The 17,186-nt window shown below is 52.5% G+C and carries 14 protein-coding genes; 7 read left to right on the top strand and 7 right to left on the bottom strand.

The window, feature by feature from the left end; genetic code table 11:
• Nucleotides 1-22: 22 nt before the first annotated feature.
• On the bottom strand, nt 23-2,653 hold the full coding sequence (locus tag CWI71_RS10160; protein WP_126755153.1) for a TonB-dependent receptor domain-containing protein: 2,631 nt from the start codon (nt 2,651-2,653) through the stop codon (nt 23-25).
• A 70-nt stretch (nt 2,654-2,723) separates the two neighbouring features.
• On the bottom strand, nt 2,724-4,193 hold the full coding sequence (locus CWI71_RS10155; protein ID WP_126755152.1) for a hypothetical protein: 1,470 nt from the start codon (nt 4,191-4,193) through the stop codon (nt 2,724-2,726).
• 164 nt (nt 4,194-4,357) lie between these two features.
• Between CWI71_RS10155 and CWI71_RS10150 the strand changes: the two genes are divergently transcribed.
• From CWI71_RS10150 to CWI71_RS10140, 3 genes are read left to right on the top strand one after another with little or no spacing between them, the layout of a single operon-like run.
• The gene (locus CWI71_RS10150; protein WP_126755151.1) at nt 4,358-6,100 is read left to right on the top strand and encodes a sensor histidine kinase; all 1,743 of its coding nucleotides are present in this window, start codon (nt 4,358-4,360) and stop codon (nt 6,098-6,100) included.
• A gap of 33 nt (nt 6,101-6,133) precedes the next feature.
• Nucleotides 6,134-7,042: a recombination-associated protein RdgC gene (gene rdgC / locus CWI71_RS10145; RefSeq protein WP_126755150.1), complete on the top strand. Its 909-nt coding sequence runs from the start codon at nt 6,134-6,136 to the stop codon at nt 7,040-7,042.
• A gap of 36 nt (nt 7,043-7,078) precedes the next feature.
• Nucleotides 7,079-8,758: a dipeptidyl-peptidase 3 family protein gene (locus tag CWI71_RS10140; protein ID WP_126755149.1), complete on the top strand. Its 1,680-nt coding sequence runs from the start codon at nt 7,079-7,081 to the stop codon at nt 8,756-8,758.
• Here the strand turns inward: CWI71_RS10140 and CWI71_RS10135 are convergent.
• On the bottom strand, nt 8,744-9,466 hold the full coding sequence (locus CWI71_RS10135) for a tRNA1(Val) (adenine(37)-N6)-methyltransferase (RefSeq protein WP_126755148.1): 723 nt from the start codon (nt 9,464-9,466) through the stop codon (nt 8,744-8,746). The genes CWI71_RS10140 and CWI71_RS10135 overlap by 15 nt on opposite strands.
• A 47-nt stretch (nt 9,467-9,513) precedes the next feature.
• Between CWI71_RS10135 and srmB the strand changes: the two genes are divergently transcribed.
• A complete protein-coding gene (gene srmB / locus CWI71_RS10130; protein ID WP_126755147.1) occupies nt 9,514-10,734 on the top strand; it encodes an ATP-dependent RNA helicase SrmB in 1,221 nt (406 codons plus the stop codon).
• Here srmB and CWI71_RS10125 read toward each other — a convergent pair.
• Both CWI71_RS10125 and thiI read right to left on the bottom strand, forming a co-directional pair.
• A complete protein-coding gene (locus CWI71_RS10125; protein ID WP_126755146.1) occupies nt 10,712-11,086 on the bottom strand; it encodes a VanZ family protein in 375 nt (124 codons plus the stop codon). The two genes, srmB and CWI71_RS10125, sit on opposite strands and share 23 nt — an antisense overlap.
• A 29-nt stretch (nt 11,087-11,115) precedes the next feature.
• On the bottom strand, nt 11,116-12,606 hold the full coding sequence (thiI, locus tag CWI71_RS10120) for a tRNA uracil 4-sulfurtransferase ThiI (RefSeq protein ID WP_126755145.1): 1,491 nt from the start codon (nt 12,604-12,606) through the stop codon (nt 11,116-11,118).
• A gap of 131 nt (nt 12,607-12,737) precedes the next feature.
• Between thiI and xseB the strand changes: the two genes are divergently transcribed.
• Genes xseB through dxs form a run of 3 tightly spaced genes read left to right on the top strand, consistent with a single transcriptional unit; the run spans nt 12,738 to nt 15,761 of the window.
• Nucleotides 12,738-12,986 carry an exodeoxyribonuclease VII small subunit gene (gene xseB / locus CWI71_RS10115; RefSeq protein ID WP_126755144.1) on the top strand — a complete coding sequence of 83 codons (249 nt, stop codon included), beginning with the start codon at nt 12,738-12,740 and terminating at the stop codon, nt 12,984-12,986.
• A complete protein-coding gene (locus CWI71_RS10110; protein ID WP_241967710.1) occupies nt 12,983-13,870 on the top strand; it encodes a polyprenyl synthetase family protein in 888 nt (295 codons plus the stop codon). Before xseB ends, CWI71_RS10110 begins: the two co-directional genes overlap by 4 nt.
• Before the next feature lie 4 nt (nt 13,871-13,874).
• Nucleotides 13,875-15,761, top strand: a complete 1,887-nt coding sequence (dxs, locus tag CWI71_RS10105; protein WP_126755143.1) for a 1-deoxy-D-xylulose-5-phosphate synthase — start codon at nt 13,875-13,877, stop codon at nt 15,759-15,761.
• Here dxs and CWI71_RS10100 read toward each other — a convergent pair.
• Together CWI71_RS10100 and thiL are read right to left on the bottom strand one after the other, a co-directional pair.
• Complete coding sequence (locus CWI71_RS10100) at nt 15,723-16,229, bottom strand: phosphatidylglycerophosphatase A family protein (protein WP_126755142.1); 507 nt, start codon at nt 16,227-16,229, stop codon at nt 15,723-15,725. The two genes, dxs and CWI71_RS10100, sit on opposite strands and share 39 nt — an antisense overlap.
• Nucleotides 16,213-17,181, bottom strand: a complete 969-nt coding sequence (gene thiL, locus CWI71_RS10095) for a thiamine-phosphate kinase (RefSeq protein WP_126755177.1) — start codon at nt 17,179-17,181, stop codon at nt 16,213-16,215. Before thiL ends, CWI71_RS10100 begins: the two co-directional genes overlap by 17 nt.
• Nucleotides 17,182-17,186: the final 5 nt, after the last annotated feature.

Here is a 17,186-nt window from a genome sequence, read left to right as displayed (position 1 = left end):
TGCATCCTCATGCGTTGCCACATCAGAACGCATAGCTGTACTCAAGAGTGAAGCTTGTTCCCACACTACGACTTTGAATTAAACGTCCGTTTTGTTCAATTTCAACATCTTCGCCGAGCATGTTCTGTACCTTGAATTTTACCTTCGAGTTGAAGTCAGGATAAAAGGTATAGACCAGATCCAGGCTGTGGAAAGGTTGTTCGAAAGCATCGTCGATGCCCAGCTCACCTTGTTTTACTCCGGCAAAGGCAATGCGTTCACCGGCTACGTTGTAGATAAGTGAGGCACTGTGTTCGCCATTCAGCGAATCATAACCTAACTGCAAGTTAGTGACGTATTTTGAGTGTCCGGTCATGCGTCGGGTATTGTTGGTGAGTTCAACGTTACCGGTATTGGCAATGCTGATTTCAGAATCTGAAAGGGTCAGGTTACCTGAAACAAACAGGCCGTCGGTAAGTGCTGTCAGATCTTTCAGAAACTCAAACTCAACGCCATAAACTTCGCCTGACTGCCCGTTCAGGAAGGTAATGACGCGGTCCGAATCGGTACCTTTGGCCTCAACAGCTTCAATCGGATTGGCCAGATCTTTATAAAACATCGCCACCGAGTAATTTTCGCCGGATGGCAGGTACCATTCCCAACGTACATCGAAGTTATCGATATCTGTGGTCACCAGATCACTGTTGCCTCGAACTTTGAAGTCGGTTAACGGGTCGACGAAAATGACCTCAGTCAATTCGCGCAGATCAGGCCGTACCACGGTGCTGCCGTAACCAAAGCGCAACTGCATTTCATCATTCAGCGCATAGGTAACTGCCAGCGAACCGTACAAATCGTCCTCGACGCGTCCTGCTTCCTTAATATCACCAATCATTGTCATGCTACGGATATCAAGTTGCGCAGCGACCTGAGTATATTGCTCCCAGCGCACACCACCGCTGATACGCCAGTCAGAATTCAACTGCACATCGGCCATACCATAGCCAGCTTCAATTTGTTGTGCCGCCAGATAGTTCGGATCGGTTGAAGTGGGAGCACCGTACAGGGCTAAACCGAAGTCGTCGTCCAGGATATTGGCGTCACTGAACAAGTCGTTGTAATCTACGCCAACCAGTTCCTCGTTGGCAACTTGTTCAGCGCTTAACGCATAGCGCCGTGAGAACGATGAACGCGCTTTTTTGGAGACCTGGCCGCCGCCTTTTAATAGTACCTCCATGTCGCCCACATACCAGGGTAACTCGCCATCAACACGCCAGTCCTGCGCATCATCTTTCAGCGTCTGATACTGCAAAGTAGTTGCTGTGCGCGTCTGTTGGAAAGCAAGTTCACCAATGCCTTCGCCTAAATCACGATTGTTAATCTGGCGGTAGAAGATTTCACCCGGAGCATCACGGCTGGCACGCGAATCAGCGTACTGCCAGTCAAGCGCAAAACCAGCCAACTGCGGAAAGTAATGCGAACCACGTATCTGATTTGTGAGTAACTCGCGCTGCTCATAGCGGATATCGGTGTCGTAGTAGCTCAAATCGGTTTCATCGATTGAGTTAGGTGTCTCGATGCCGCCCTGTTCGACCCGATCTGCAGTATTACGCAGGAAAATCGTCGAGGCTTCCAGGCGATGATAATCGCCAACCTTAATGCCGAAGTTAAGAATACCGCTCAGCTCCACATCCTGTGTCGTGACCCGCGTCTCGCTGCGCTGATTGACCACGGTCTCGCCGTTGGCAATGCCAAGTACTTCTTCAGTTTCTTCGTTATTGGTCCAACTGTTATCGTAGTCCACCCCGGCGAGAAAGCCGAAGGTGACGTCATGACCGGTGTCATAGCTGTTGCCATAGGTTAACGAGCCCTTTATATCGGGACTTAACGACTTACTGTAAACCTCATTTTGGGTATTGAGAGAGGCGCCTAACTGACGATTGATTGCCGCTGCTTCAGCAAACGAGATCCCCTCATAACTGGCAATACTTGCGGTGTTAATGGACTCCTGATAACGCGCCAGCGCATCACGCATCGCCTGAGGCAGCGCGCGGGTGCCATCGTCTTTTCCGAGCCAGTCGTCATCACCGCCAGCATAAGTAAGACCGTCGTCGGAAAAGTTAGTGTTCCAGCCGGTGCCGACCGATACTTCGAAGGTTTCCTCGGTGGGAATGGAAATCGTGCGGATATCCACGTTACCGCCGCCGAAGTTCGCCGGCATGTCGGGCGAATAAGATTTTTGTACCGCCATGCTTTCGATGATGCTCGCCGGGAACATATCCAGCGGAATCACATTACGCGTTGGGTCAGGTGAAGGTACCGAGGCACCGTTCAGTTGTGTGCTTGAATAGCGCTCACCTAAGCCGCGCACGTAAATAAACTTACCGTCAACCAGCGTTAAACCGGTGACCCGGCGCAAAGCTGCCGCCGCATCGCTGTCACCCGTGCGGGAAATCTGTTCAGCACCAAGAATGTCGGCAACGAAGGCTTGTGCCTTACGCTCTTCGACCACCGCGGCCGCAGAACCTTGCAAACGCGCGCCAGTGGTGACGACTTCTTCAATAGCGGTGTCCGACGTTTGTTCTTGTTGCTGCGCATAAGCAAATGGTCCGGCAAGCGCCAGCGCGATGGCGAGCCCCAGCTTACTTTGCGTTAAAATAGCCTGCTTTTTCATTGGAAACTCCGTATGCGTGACTGAGAAATTACGAGGAGAAGGTGCACATCCTTGTGCCGCAATTCCTTGATTAGTCGCGCAGGCCTACTGTCCAGCCATTGGTCCAGTCGTTGTCTTCACTGACCGCACCAATAAAGTCGACATCGTCAAAGAACGGGTCGATGGTGCTTAGGTCAGTCTTAGGATTCACTGTGACCGGGGTGCCGGAAGCGTCGGTGATGTCACTCGCAGTCACATAGCCTGAGGTCAATACCGTCGCCATTTCATCCAGGGTGACGTTGGTTGCGTCTGCCTGATACCAGTCTTGAGTCTCGGTATCTTTGAAGTTTTCGCTACATGCGATTGCTGAGTTGGCAATGGTTAACTCGCCAGCGTTGGCATTCGCCAAAGTGGCGGTATTGTCGATTTCCAGACACTCACCACGCGCTTCCGTGATCAGGAAGTTATAAAGTGCGCCGCGGGTACCTTCACGTAACAACACGCCTTCAGATTCATCAGAACCGTCCGTCGCAGTCAGTGAGCCAATTGAAGTGAAGTTGGCAATGATTGGGTCAGAGTAGGGTGTCGCATCGTTATTGCCGCTGTTACCGTCGGCTTCAATTGCGCGGTTAGCACGATCGTCCGCATGTTTTACCAGAATGTACTGAATCTTGCCTTGCCAGCCGTCAGCCCAGTCCAGTGAGTCATCGTCATTGCCGGTTAATACCACATTTTTAACATTGGCCGCGCCACCAAAAAACTCGATACCGTCGTCAAGGTTGTTATGCACCTGGATGTATTCCAGGGTGGTGCCTGAACCTACTGCGTTGAAAGTGATACCGTTGAGTTCGTTATCAAGCGAAACTTCGTAGCCTGCGTATTTAACCAGCACATAGCGCATGATGCCCGAGTCGTCAGCATTGTCGTCGCCGCCATAGAAGCCTGCACCGCCCTCGCCTTGCAATACGCAGTTTGCCAGATCGTTTTGGTCACACTTATTGGAGATGCCAAAACCATTAACGACGACACCACCCCATAAGCCACGTGCGTTGTCTGCAATATCAAAACCTTCCACTTCCTGAACTGAAGTAAAGGTGATCGGCGCATTGCGGTTACCATCGGCAACAATGTTGGCGCCACGGGCGATACGCACGAATGAGTCACCGTCTTCAAACGCCAGGGTGACACCCGCGTCAATCGTCAGCGTCGGGCCATCGCGTTCCACTTCTGCAGTTGCTTCGGTATTTTCACCAATGTACAGGCCGTTCGGGAATACATGCGCGCCACCTGGCAATTCGACCAGGCGAATATCAGCGGTAATCGGACTTTCTGGCGTTGAGAAGCTACGTGGATACACACAGTCGGCGCCGATTTTCTCGCCGCGCACCGTGGTGCCTGATGATTCATAAGAAGCACAGTTGTTGGTATCTGCGTTTCCGCCACCGGGGTTGTTGGTTGAGTTATCGATGGACGTCGGGGTCAGGTTAATGTCACCACCACAACCGACCAGCATCATTGATGCAGTGATTGCTGACAGAGCAAAAGCTTTCGTGCGATTCATGTTGATCTCCGTAAATGTGAAGCCGAAAATGATTTTCGTGAACGCACTTTAGGGCTCCTTCGTGACACTCCGGTGACATCAGTGTGAAGACTTAGTGACAATCGCAACGGTTGCGCTTCTATCCGGTTCGGATAAACTGAGCAGACAAAAAAATAGGCGAATCGATGTCGACGACCACCAATATTTCCAAATCACTGCTGACCAACGTGCTATCAGTCTACTTTGTGTTGACGCTGATCGTGACGTGTGTGCAGGTCATGGGGGAATACTTCGACACCAAAAGCCAACTGGTGCAAGAATTACAAAACCAGCAAAGCACCTTTAGCAACTCCGTTGCCCGCTCGCTGTGGGAATACAATAATCCCCAAATTGAGGCCATTGCCGAGGGCCTGATCAATATTCCGGCTATTGCCGGTATTGTGATTCGCGATGAAGCCGGCGATGTCATCGTTAAGCTTGGCCTGACTGAGAATATTAACGCGCTAGCGCTCGCGCCAGAGGTCGAAGACTTTGTTATTGAAGAGCATAACGGGCTATTCGGTTATTACTCGTCGATCATTTTTGAATTTGCCGGCACCTCAAACCGGGTCGGCGATGTCACCCTTTTCTCGACCCGCGATATCGCGCTTGAACGGATCAAATTCAGCCTCTACTTCATCTTTGGCAATGCCATTATTAAAAGTACCTTTTTGATTGTGCTGTTCATGCTGGCGTTTAACCGCATGCTGAACCGCCCGATGAACATGTTGACCCAGCAAATTCGTAACTTCCGGCTCGATGACCTCGAACACTCGCGCATTAATCTGAAAAATAACCGTCACGCTGAGTTTAAGATGCTTGAGCAGGCATATAACCAGCTTCTGGATAACCTTGAGGATTATCAGGACGATTTGAAGCGCACGCAGCAGCAGTTGTTGCAGGCCAACCGTCAACTTGATGATCAAAACGCCATGCTGGAACAGGAAGTGGCCCGCAAGACGTCAAGTTTAAGCCAGGTACTAACCGACCTGGAGCGGCGTAAAGATGAGCTTGAGCGACGCCAGGAAAAGCTCGAACGGGAAATACGGCAACGCAAAATTATTGAAGAAGATCTGCGCGAAACGAACCAGCAGTTGCAGACTTCCGTGACCGCCTCTGAACGCTTACAGGACCAGCTGATCGAAGCTGAAAAACTGGCGGCATTAGGACGCCTGGTTGGCGGCATAACCCATGATGTCGGCACACCGCTGGGCATTGGCGTCACCGCAGCCAGTGTACTGAACGAAAAACTCGATGCCATGCAGCAGGCACTTGAATCGAAGCAACTGACCGAGAGTCAGCTGCGTGATTTCCTGAGTGCCGGTAAAGAAAGTGCCGACCTGCTAGAGGGTAACCTCAATCGTGCCTCTGAACTTTTGGCCAGCTTCAAACAGGTTGCGGTGGATCAGACTTCCGACGCGGTTCGGGTGATCAACGTGAAAGACTATCTGGAAAGTGTCATTCAGGCACTGCGTCCGCGCTTTAAAAACACGCCGCATCAACTTGAGCTGGACTGTCCTGAGCAGCTGAATGTCCGCTGTAATGCCGGTGCGCTGGCACAAATCGTGGCGAATTTAATTCTGAACTCCGTTATTCATGCCTTCGATGACAATCAGCAGGGGCACATGCGCCTTCGGGTCACACGTCAGGGCGATGTCTTGCGCCTGCAGTATGATGACGACGGTAAAGGCCTCACCGAAGCCCAGCAAGCACAACTATTTAATCCGTTCTTTACCACCCGTCGTGAACGTGGCGGCAGTGGCTTAGGAACGCATATTATTCATAATCTGGTGGTGCAAAGCTTTAACGGTAAAATTTCGGTCAAGGCAGCACCGGGTGAAGGTCTTGCCTATACCATTGAACTGCCTATTCAATTTATGGATGCTTAATTCCATCCCCAAACACCCAGCAAGGAACGATAGATGTGGTTTCGTAATTTGCGTATTTATACGTTAGCAGATGACTTTCAACTTACCGATGATCTGGAAGCAGCGCTCTCGGAGCAGCAATTTAAACCCTGTGGCCGCACTGAACTGGCGAGTTTTGGCTGGTCATCGCCGTTTGGTTCACGCAGCGAGGTACTGTTCCATAAAATTGGTGACAGCTACCTGTTCTGCGCGCGCAAAGAAGAGAAAGTGCTGCCCGCCAGTGTCGTGAATGCCCAACTGGAAGAGCAAATTGAAGCGGTTGAGGCGGAGCAGGGTCGCCGCGTAGTCGGTAAAGAAAAGCAGTCGCTGAAAGAGGATCTGGTGCATCGCTTACTACCGCAGGCATTCACGCGCTTTAAGCTGACCTGGGGTATGCTCGACATGCAACACCGTATTGTCGTCGTCGATGCTTCTGCCAGTAATCAGGCCGAGGACTTTCTGGGCTTATTACGCGGCAGCCTCGGCTCGCTGCCGGTCAAGCCATGGTTTAGCGATAACCCGACTGAGCTGTATTTTACTAAATGGCTAAAAGATGGCGCGCTTCCGGGAGACTTTGAGTTTGGTGAAGAAGCCGAACTCCGTGATTTGGATCAGGAAGGCGGCATTATCCGTTGTAAAAATCATGAACTGACCAGTCCAGAGATTCTTGCTCACCTTGAACATGGCAAGCAAATTACGAAGCTTGCACTCATCTGGTCCGAACGACTCAGTATGGTGATGGAACAGGACATGGCGATGAAGCGCTTTAAACCAACCGACAGATTGCTGGATGAGCAGGATAAGCTGGTCGACGCAAGCGCTGAGGAGAAAATTGATGCTGACTTCGCACTGCTCAGTGGTGAACTGCGTGAGCTCTATCCACAGTTGGTGAGTTTATTTAATGAACAAATCAGCGTAGATTAATAACTTCGTGATCCGCAACGAATTAAAAGGTGAATTATGACGACCAAGCGTTTTTCCCTGACAGCCCTGGCTGCAGCAATGCTGCTCTCTGCCTGTGGTCAACAGAGCCCATCTCCAGTGGTGGAGCAACAGGCCGGTGTTGAAGGTGCCAGTCATCAACTGGTGGAAGGTGCCGCAGCGCGCCTTGATATCTATGAGGCGGTCAATCTTACTGCTGATCTGAGTCATCTGAGTGATGACCAGCAACAGATGATTGGCTTGCTGATTGATGCCTCAAAAATCATGGATGACTTATTCTGGCAGCAAGCCTATCCGGGTGATAGAGACGAGCTGTTGGCTGCAGTCGAAGATCCTGAAGTGCGTAAGTTCGTTGAAATTAATTACGGCCCCTGGGATCGTCTCAATAATAATGAGCCGTTTCTGACCGGCTTTGGCCCGAAGCCTGAAGGCGCCAACTTTTATCCGACGGACATGACCAAGGCTGAATTCGAAGCCGCGGAGTTTGCCGGCAAAATTGATCTCTATACTCTGGTACGCCGCAATAAGAATGGCCAGCTTTATGCAATTCCTTATAGCACGGCATACACTGAGGAGCTGCAAGCTGCCGCGGCGTTGCTCCGTAAGGCCGCCGAGCTGGCAGAAAGCGAGTCTTTTGCTAATTACCTGAAGCTTCGCGCCGATGCCTTTTTAAGTAACAGCTATCAGGCCTCTGACTTTGCCTGGATGGATATGACGGATAACGCCATTGATATCGTCATGGGTCCCATTGAAACCTATGAAGATAAGCTATATGGCTATCGGGCAGGTTTTGAGTCCTATGTTTTACTGAAAGATATGGAATGGAGTCAGCGCCTCGAGAAATATGCGCAGTATCTGCCAGAACTCCAGCGTGGACTACCCGTGCCAGCGGAGTATAAAGCTGAAATGCCAGGCTCAGGCGCACAGCTCAACGCTTATGATGTGGTCTACTACGCGGGTCACTCGAATGCGGGCAGCAAAACCATTGCTATTAACCTGCCTAACGATGAAGAGGTGCAGCTCGAAAAAGGCACTCGTCGCCTGCAGTTGAAAAACGCAATGCGCGCCAAGTTCGACGAAATTCTGGTGCCGATTGCCAATGAGTTGATTGTACCAGGGCAGCGCGAGCATATTACTTTCGATGCCTTTTTCGCTAATACCATGTTCCATGAAGTCGCCCATGGCTTAGGCATCAAGAACACCATTGATGGCAGCAGCACCGTGCGGCAGGCACTGAAGGAGCATGCTTCCGCCCTGGAAGAAGGTAAAGCCGATATTCTTGGCCTTTATATGGTGACCCAGTTACTGGAGCAAGGGGTCATTAGCGAAGGTCAGCTGGAAGACTATTACACGACCTTCCTGGCGGGTATTTTCCGTTCGGTGCGGTTTGGTGCTTCAAGCGCGCACGGCAAAGCAAATATGATTCGCTTTAATTATTTCGCCGATGCCGGCGCCTTTACCCGCAACGACCTGGGTCAGTACGCGGTCGATATGGACGCGATGCGGGCGGCCATGAATAGCTTGTCAGAGAAGATTCTGATACTGCAGGGTGATGGCGACTACGAAGGTGTGGACCAGTTATTTGCCGAAATGGGCAATGTCAGCCCGCAGTTGCAAAGCGACCTGGAGCGCTTATCAGCGGCTAATATTCCGGTTGATATTACGTTTAACCAAGGCAAAGCCCTACTGGGCCTTTAACGACGAGCCAGTGCCGGCGAGGTAAAACTCGCCGGTCAGTTGGCGGTAAGCACTGCTATAACTTCCATCTGTCGCATGAATCAACATCTCTTCTTTTTTTACCGTCGCACATGGCTGCCATTGCCAGCCCTGCACCACTAGCTTCATCGGTTTGCGCTGAGTAGTCCTGATTGCCAATTGCTCACTCAGACATAGGCCCACGGCCTGTGCCTCGCGCTGCCATACCTCAGCCTGCGAATAGGGTAGTATCCAGTAACAAAGCCCCTGCTCGTGCAGATTACGCGCAATACATTGCAGCCACTGTTGCGGTGTCGCCTGTCCTTGCCGCGCCTGTTGTCGTGCGACTGATTCGCTGGCCGGATGACCGCTAAAATAAGGCGGATTACAGACGATCAGATCATAGTTGCGCACGCCGTGCCAGGTTTCCACCCACCCTTGCTGCACATTGACGCGCCCTGGCCAGGGACTGGCTGCGACATTGCTTGCTGCCTGCGCCACGGCAGCTGCATCACAGTCAAAAGCATCCACCTGTAACTGTGGTTGCCGTTGGGCCAGCATCAGTGCCAGTAAGCCACTGCCAGTACCCATATCGAGCGCATAGCGAGCTTCGTTCACACCAGCATAGCTACCTAAAATAAGACTATCGGTGCTGACTTTCATCGCACATTGATCGTCTTTGATATAAAATTGCTGGCATTGAAAACCCATTTTCTGACTCCAACCACAGCGTGATGCTGCAACGAAAGGATGACACCATGACCCCTGACTGGGATCAACTCGAACTCGACGATGACCTGATCGACGTTTTATTGGCGGCGGAAATTAACAAACCTGCCAAAGTTCAACAAGCGGTGATTCCTGCTGCACTCGCGGGTCAGGATCTATTGGTCAATTCGCCGACCGGTACCGGTAAAACATTAGCCTTTTTGCTGCCTGCACTCCAGCACCTGCTTGACTTTCCACGCCAACAGCCGGGCAGTGCCAGGGTGCTGATTCTGGCACCGACCCGTGAGTTGGCGCAACAAATTGCCGAGCAGGCTGATGCTTTTGGCGAAACCACCGGCTTCCGCAGCGTGTTAATCACCGGTGGTGTTAATTATGGCAGTCAACACCAGCTGTTAGAACAACCTCATGACATTCTGGTCGCGACCCCGGGACGCCTGCTGGACCTGCTCAATGCTGAGCAATATGAGCTTGAACACATTGAGTGGCTGATTATTGACGAAGCCGATCGCATGTTAGATATGGGCTTTGCCACCTCGGTTCAGATGATTGCTCAGTCGGCCTTGCACCTGAAGCAAACCCTGCTGTTTTCGGCAACGCTTGAAAGCAGCGGCGTACTGAAATTCTCGGCGGCTATTCAGAAAGAGCCTGAGCATATTGTGGTGCAGCCGCCGAAGCGGGAAAAAGGAAAGATCCTGCAGCGCTGGTATCAGGCCGATACCGCAGAGCATAAACTACAGCTCTTACTGCGGCTGTTACCTGACTATCCCGGTCGTCGGATCATCTTCGTACGCACCCGCGAAAAAGTTGAGGAATTGTCCGCCAAGCTCTGGAGTCAGGGCATTAAAAACATGACCCTGCGCGGCGATATGCCTCAGGATGAGCGCCAGAAAGTTATCGCCCGCATGGAGAACTTTGCCGATGCGACCCTCATTGCCACCGATGTCGCGGCTCGTGGTATTGATATCGAGGCGGTGGAGCTGGTGGTTAACTATGATATGCCACGCCAGGCAGATATTTATCTGCACCGTATAGGCCGTACCGGCCGGGCGGGTAAGACTGGCGTCGCAGTGTCGCTGGTGGAAGCGCATGATGCGGACCTATTGGGCCGTGTCGAGCGCTACCAGGGCAGTAAAATTGAACGGCGCGTATTTGCTGAGCTTAAACCGCAGTATAAGTTTCCCGACGCGCGTAAAAAAGCGAAGAAGAAAAAGAAGAAAGCCGGGGCAACTAAGTCGAAGAAGAAGTCTTAGCCTTACGCTTGCGGTGGCGCATAAAGCGCCACCAGGCAAGCAAGTAAAAACTACCCGCACCGGCAGCATCTGCCACCAGATCCCCCCAGCTCGAGGTACGATACGGCAGCAGTTCCTGCACGTACTCAATAAGCAAGCCATAACCGGTAAGAACCAGTAAGGCTAACCAGATGGGGATCGGAAACGCATGATAAAATGCCCAGGCGAGCACAAAAAAAGCGCCGAAGTGTACCAGCTTGTCAAAATGCTCAAAGCGCGGCAGCGCACCGCTTGAGACCTGCAGCAAAAAGGCTGCGGTCACCGCAACTAACAACACTAAAAAAATTACTCTCGCCCAGTTTTTCGAACTCATGTGTCATCCTTGTAGTGACTGCGTCAGCCTTAGCGCGGTGGCTGATAAACACCTACGTTAGTATACCCTTGATCCTGCAGATAAAGCGCCTGCAATTTACTCATCACCCCTTTCTCGCAGTACAGTAGATAATGTTTGTCCGGATCAAGTTCCGCGAACGCTGTACCAAGTTTAAAAAATGGAATGTGCTCGACCGGAATCTCCGCGTTATCCAGCACCAGCGGCTTCGCTTCCTGCTCATCACTGCTGCGAATATCAACGATAACATCGTCTTGTGTTGCGCTTACCGAAGCCACTACGTGCGCCTTCTCATCTGTCACTTCGCCGATATGTTTTACTTCTTCTACCTGCGCTGCACGTACCACCTGATACAGCAGCTCCGGATCAAGCCGTGACTCGGCTGCAAGTACCGCATCGCGCTGCGCTTTCACCGTGGGCTTTACCGAAATCACACCGCAATACTCGGGCATACTGCGGGAGATATCTGCGGTGCCAATCTGCTCAGCAATATTAATAATTTCCTGCTTATCCATGGTGATCAACGGGCGTAAGACCAGGCTGTCGATCGCTTCATCAATCACACTCAGGTTACTGAGTGTCTGACTGGATACCTGTCCCAGAGCCTCGCCGGTAACCAGCGCGCTGGCATTAATACGGCGCGCGACAATTTGCGCGGTACGCAGCATTTGTCGCTTTAATACAACGCCCATCAGGCCATTATCAACATGGGTCAGAATTTCTTCCACCACCGGGGCAAAATCAATACTGATAAATTTTAGTGGGTGCGAACTGGCATAGTTTTGCCACAGGTAATACGCGGTCTGACGCACACCGGTTTCATGGCGGTCACCACCTAAATTGAAGAAACAAAAATGCGTCCGCGCGCCTCTTCGAATCAACTGAAAGCTCGCCACGCTGGAGTCAAAGCCACCCGACAGCAGACTGACGACAGTTTCCTGGGTTGGCAACGGAAAGCCACCGAGCCCGGCCTGTTTGTCGCCAAAGACCCGCACCGTTTCATTGTCAATTTCGATGCGCAGCTCCACCTCAGGTTGCTTCAGGCTCACCCGCGTTTGCGGCACGCGCTGTAACACGCCGCCGCCGATGTAACGCTCTAAGTCCAGTGACGAAAAGCCATGTTGCCCCTTGCGCTTGACCCGTACCGCAAAGTTACGGCCGGCCAGGCGTTCACTCCAGGTCGCCAGAACCTGTTCAAGAATCGGTGCAAAATCGGCATTCTGGCAATCGTCCAGCGTCAACTCATGGGATTGACTGAACCAGGCGATGCCAGGAATACGTTGCAATTCTTCCTGGATTTGTGTCGCCACTTGCGGATTCTGCGAGTCGACTTTGACCTCAATACGATCCCAGCACCAAAGCACTTTGAGCGGTGTACTTTCTGGTAAGTCCACACGCTTTAGGATGTTTTTCAGGTTATTAACCAGGACTTTGCCGTAACGCTTGCGTACACCTTTACTTTTAATGGTGATTTCGGCATGTAAACGAATAACAAATTTCATCGACGGACTACTTATCGGGTGCTCAAAACGCGCTAGTATAACCGATTTGACGGTCCATCGGAATCAGGGTAACTTGTGCCCGACATTCCTTCGTTGGTCAGCGTTGCGGCGCAAACAGATTAGGTAACACTATGAGTGATAAATCACTGGAACAAGCCATTGCCGAATTAGAGCAGATCGTGGTCAAGCTGGAGCAAGGCGAATTACCACTTGAGCAAGCGTTGGAAGAGTTCGAAAAGGCCGTACGGCTATCACGTCTGAGCCAGGAAAAACTACAGCAGGCCGAGCAGAAGGTTAGTCAGCTACTGCAGCAGCAAAGCGGTGAGGCGCTGGCTCCTTTTAACGAAGAAGAGAGCGCCGATGGAGCCCAGCGTTCGTGAGTCTGGAACAGTTAATGGCCCGGCAACGTGACACTATTAACCGCGTGCTGGAGCAACATTTACAAAATTATCACTCCCCGGCCCCGCAATTGCAGCAGGCAATGCGTTACGCGCTGGTGCTGGGCGGTAAACGCGTACGGCCGTTTCTGACCTACAGCGTGGGTGAGATCTGTGGCGCCTCGGCGCAGGTTCTTGATCACGCCGCCGCGGCAGTCGAGTGCATTCATGCCTATTCGCTGATACATGATGACCTGCCGGCAATGGACGATGATGATCTGCGTCGTGGTCAGGCGACCTGCCACCGGGCCTTCGATGAGGCAACCGCGATCCTTGCCGGCGACGCTTTGCAAACCCTGGCGTTTGAACTGTTAACCGCCATTGAGCTGCAACTTGACCCACAACGGCAAGTACAAATGCTGCGCGCTCTTAGTCAGGCCAGCGGCAGCCGCGGCATGTGTGGCGGCCAGGCGCTCGACCTCGCCGCAACCGCGCGGCAGTTGACTGAGGCCGAACTGGAGCAAGTGCACCAATTAAAGACCGGAGCACTCATCAATGCCGCGGTGCAGCTCGGGGTATTGAGCGGCAGCGAAGAAGCGCAGCAATATCTGGACGACTTCAGTCAGTTTGCTGCACTACTTGGCCTGGCGTTTCAGGTGCAGGACGATATTCTTGATGTTACCAGCTCAACAGAAATGCTAGGTAAGACAAAAGGTAAAGATGAAGCAGCGCAGAAATCCACCTATGTCACGCTGCTTGGCTTAGAGGCCGCTCAGGTGAAGCTTACGCAATTACACCAGAAAGCGCTTCAAGCACTGCAAAGAATCCCCTACAATACACAGTTACTGGAAAATTTTGCAGAACAGTTGTTAACTCGGGATTATTAATCGCATGTCATCATCATCTCGCTCAGCACAAGGCTCGTACGCGCTGCTCGACGCTATCGATTCGCCGGCAGATTTACGCACTTTAAACGAACGCCAGTTACCGCAGCTATGCGCGGAAGTGCGCGAGTTCCTGTTGAACTCGGTGAGCCAAAGCAGTGGTCATTTAGCGTCCGGTCTGGGCACCGTGGAGCTGACCGTGGCGTTACATTATGTCTATGCGACCCCCTATGATCAGCTGGTTTGGGATGTCGGCCATCAGGCCTATCCGCATAAAATTCTGACTGGCCGCAAAGACCAGTTGCACACCATCCGCCAAAAAGATGGCTTGCACCCTTTCCCGTGGCGCCCTGAAAGCGAATACGACACCCTCAGTGTCGGTCATTCGAGTACTTCCATCAGTGCAGCTCTGGGTATGGCGATTGCCGCCGAACGCGAGCGTACCGAACAGAAGGTCGTCGCTATTATTGGCGACGGTGCCATGACGGCGGGTATGGCGTTTGAAGCGCTGAATCATGCCGGCGGCATTGAGCCAAATATGCTCGTTATTCTGAACGACAACGACATGTCTATTTCCGAAAACGTCGGTGCGCTGAATAATCACCTGGCGCGGGTACTTTCTGGCAAGTTTTATAACTCGGTGCGCGAAGGCAGCAAAAAGCTACTGCAGGGAATGCCGGGCATTCACCATTTGGCCAGTCGCGCCGAAGAACATATGAAAGGTATGGTGGCACCGGGCACCATTTTTGAAGAACTCGGTTTTAATTACATCGGGCCGATTGATGGTCATGACGTCAATTTGCTGGTCTCAACCTTACGTAATATGCGTAGCCTGAAAGGCCCGCAGTTTTTACATATAGTGACCCGCAAAGGCAAAGGCTACGAGCCGGCTGAGAAAGATCCGATTGGCTATCACGGTGTGCCTAAGTTCGACCCGAACGGCACCTCGCTGCCAAGTAAAAAGGCTGCAACGCCTTCTTATTCTCAGGTATTTGGCGACTGGCTTTGTGAGATGGCAGCACGCGATCCGAAGCTGATGGCTGTCACCCCCGCCATGCGCGAAGGCTCAGGCATGGTCAAATTTTCACAGCAGTACCCGAAGCAGTACTTCGATGTTGCCATTGCTGAACAGCACGCCGTGACCTTTGGCGCTGGCCTTGCTATTGGTGGCTATCATCCGGTCGTCGCTATTTACTCGACCTTTCTGCAGCGTGGTTACGACCAGCTGATTCATGATGTCGCGCTGCAGAATCTGCCGGTGCTGTTCGCGATTGATCGCGCCGGTATCGTTGGCGCCGACGGCCCAACCCATCAGGGGGCATTTGATCTCAGCTACTTACGTTGTATTCCGAATATGGTGGTCATGGCCCCAAGCGACGAAAACGAATGCCGCAACATGCTTTACACCGGCCACGTGCTCGATCAACCTGCAGCGGTGCGCTATCCCCGCGGTAACGGTACCGGCTGTGAAGTCGATGCTGAGCTGCAGCAATTAAGCATCGGTAAAGGCCGTATGGTGCGCCAGTCGGACAACGCGAAAGTGGCTATTCTGAGCTTTGGTACGGTACTGAATGACGTTCTGCCATGTGCCAGCGAACTCGACGCCAGCGTTGCGGATATGCGCTTTGTGAAGCCGCTTGACGAGAGCCTGATTGCGGAACTAGCAGCCAGCCATGACTTATTGGTTACGGTCGAAGACAACGTAGTCGCCGGCGGTGCAGGCAGTGCGGTAGGTGAGTTCCTGCTGCGCGAAGGGCTGTCGACCCCACTGCTACAATTAGGCTTACCTGATCAGTTTATTAAGCATGGCGGACAAGACGAAGTGCGTGCCGAGCTTGGACTTGACGCGAAAAGTTTAGAGCAACGTATTCGCGAGCGTATGGCCAAGATGTAACACAGCCGCACTGGCAAGGCCGGCGAGTACATCGTCGGCCATAATTCCCAGGCCACCATGTAAATTCCTGTCACACCAGCCCAGCGGTCCGGGCTTTACGATATCGAAGAAGCGAAATAAGGCAAAAGCCGCGATCAGGTTAAACCAGGTGACCGGTAAAAAACTCATTGCCAGTAAATAACCGGCTATCTCGTCCCAGACAATGGCTGGATGATCATGCACACCTAAGCGCAACGCAGTCGCCCGACATAGCCACACCCCCACAATCGCCGCGACCAGCGCGAGCACAAAATAATTCACGGCACTTAAATGCTGTAGCAGGAGTACCAGCGGTACCGCCGCCAGCGTGCCGAAAGTTCCCGGTGCCTTGGGTGCCAGACCGCTACCGAAGCCCAGTGACAACAGATGCACCGGATGCAGTAACAGGCGTGCTGAAACAGATGTTGTGAGCTTAACCGAAGTGGTCATAGCCGTGCTGCTTGTCGAGTCCCTGCCATGGCTCGCCTTCGCGCTCAAGCCGCAGCTTTTCGGGCTGATTGGTAATACGGCCAATACAGGTGGGTTTTGCCGGATGTCGCGCCATAACGGTATCAAAAACGCCGCGCTTGCTTTCCGGAACGGTAAAACACAGCTCATAATCGTCGCCACTGGTCAGGGCAAAATTAATTGCGGTGTCCGCGTCAACTGACTCGGTCAGGGCCAGACTCAGTGGCAACTCGTCCACATCGATCCGCGCGCCCACTTGTGAGGATTTGAGAATATGCCCCAGATCAGAATACAAACCATCGGAGAGATCAATGGCACTTGATGCCACATCACGCAGGTTCTGCCCCAGAGCAATCCGTGGTGAGGGAAAGTAAAGACGTTCGAGTACGCGCCGGTAATGACTGTCTGAGATACTTTGTTGATGTTGCTGGCAGGCGAGCGCCAGACCAGCATCGCCCAAAGTGCCGCTGACATAGACCCAGTCGCCAGGCTTCGCACCGTCGCGACGCAGTACCTGCCCTCTGGGAACCAGACCATGCGCGGTTAGCGTAAGGGTCAACGGACCTTTGGTGGTATCACCACCAATCAGTTGGCAATCGTAGTATTCACAAATTTCACGCAGGCCATGACTGAAGCTGGTTAACCATTCCTCATCCACCTCAGGTAGCGTCAGAGCCAACGACAGCCAGGTCGGCTCGGCACCCATCGCGGCAAGATCGCTCAGGTTCACCGCCGCTATCTTATGGCCTACCGCGCGGGCGGGGGTCTGCTCATCAAAATGCACGCCGGATACCATGGTATCCGTGGCGATCACTAACTGGGAATCAGACGGAACATTGAGCACCGCCGCATCGTCGCCCACACCCAACGCGACATCGTCGCGAGCCGGCCAACGATGCGTAAAAAAAGTGTCAATGAGATCAAATTCGCCCAGTGCCA

It is taken from the genome of Pseudidiomarina insulisalsae (assembly GCF_003987065.1).
Taxonomy (GTDB): Bacteria; Pseudomonadota; Gammaproteobacteria; order Enterobacterales; family Alteromonadaceae; genus Pseudidiomarina; species Pseudidiomarina insulisalsae.
Note: the sequence above shows the minus strand (reverse complement) of the source record. Positions and strands in the feature narration are given on the sequence as shown.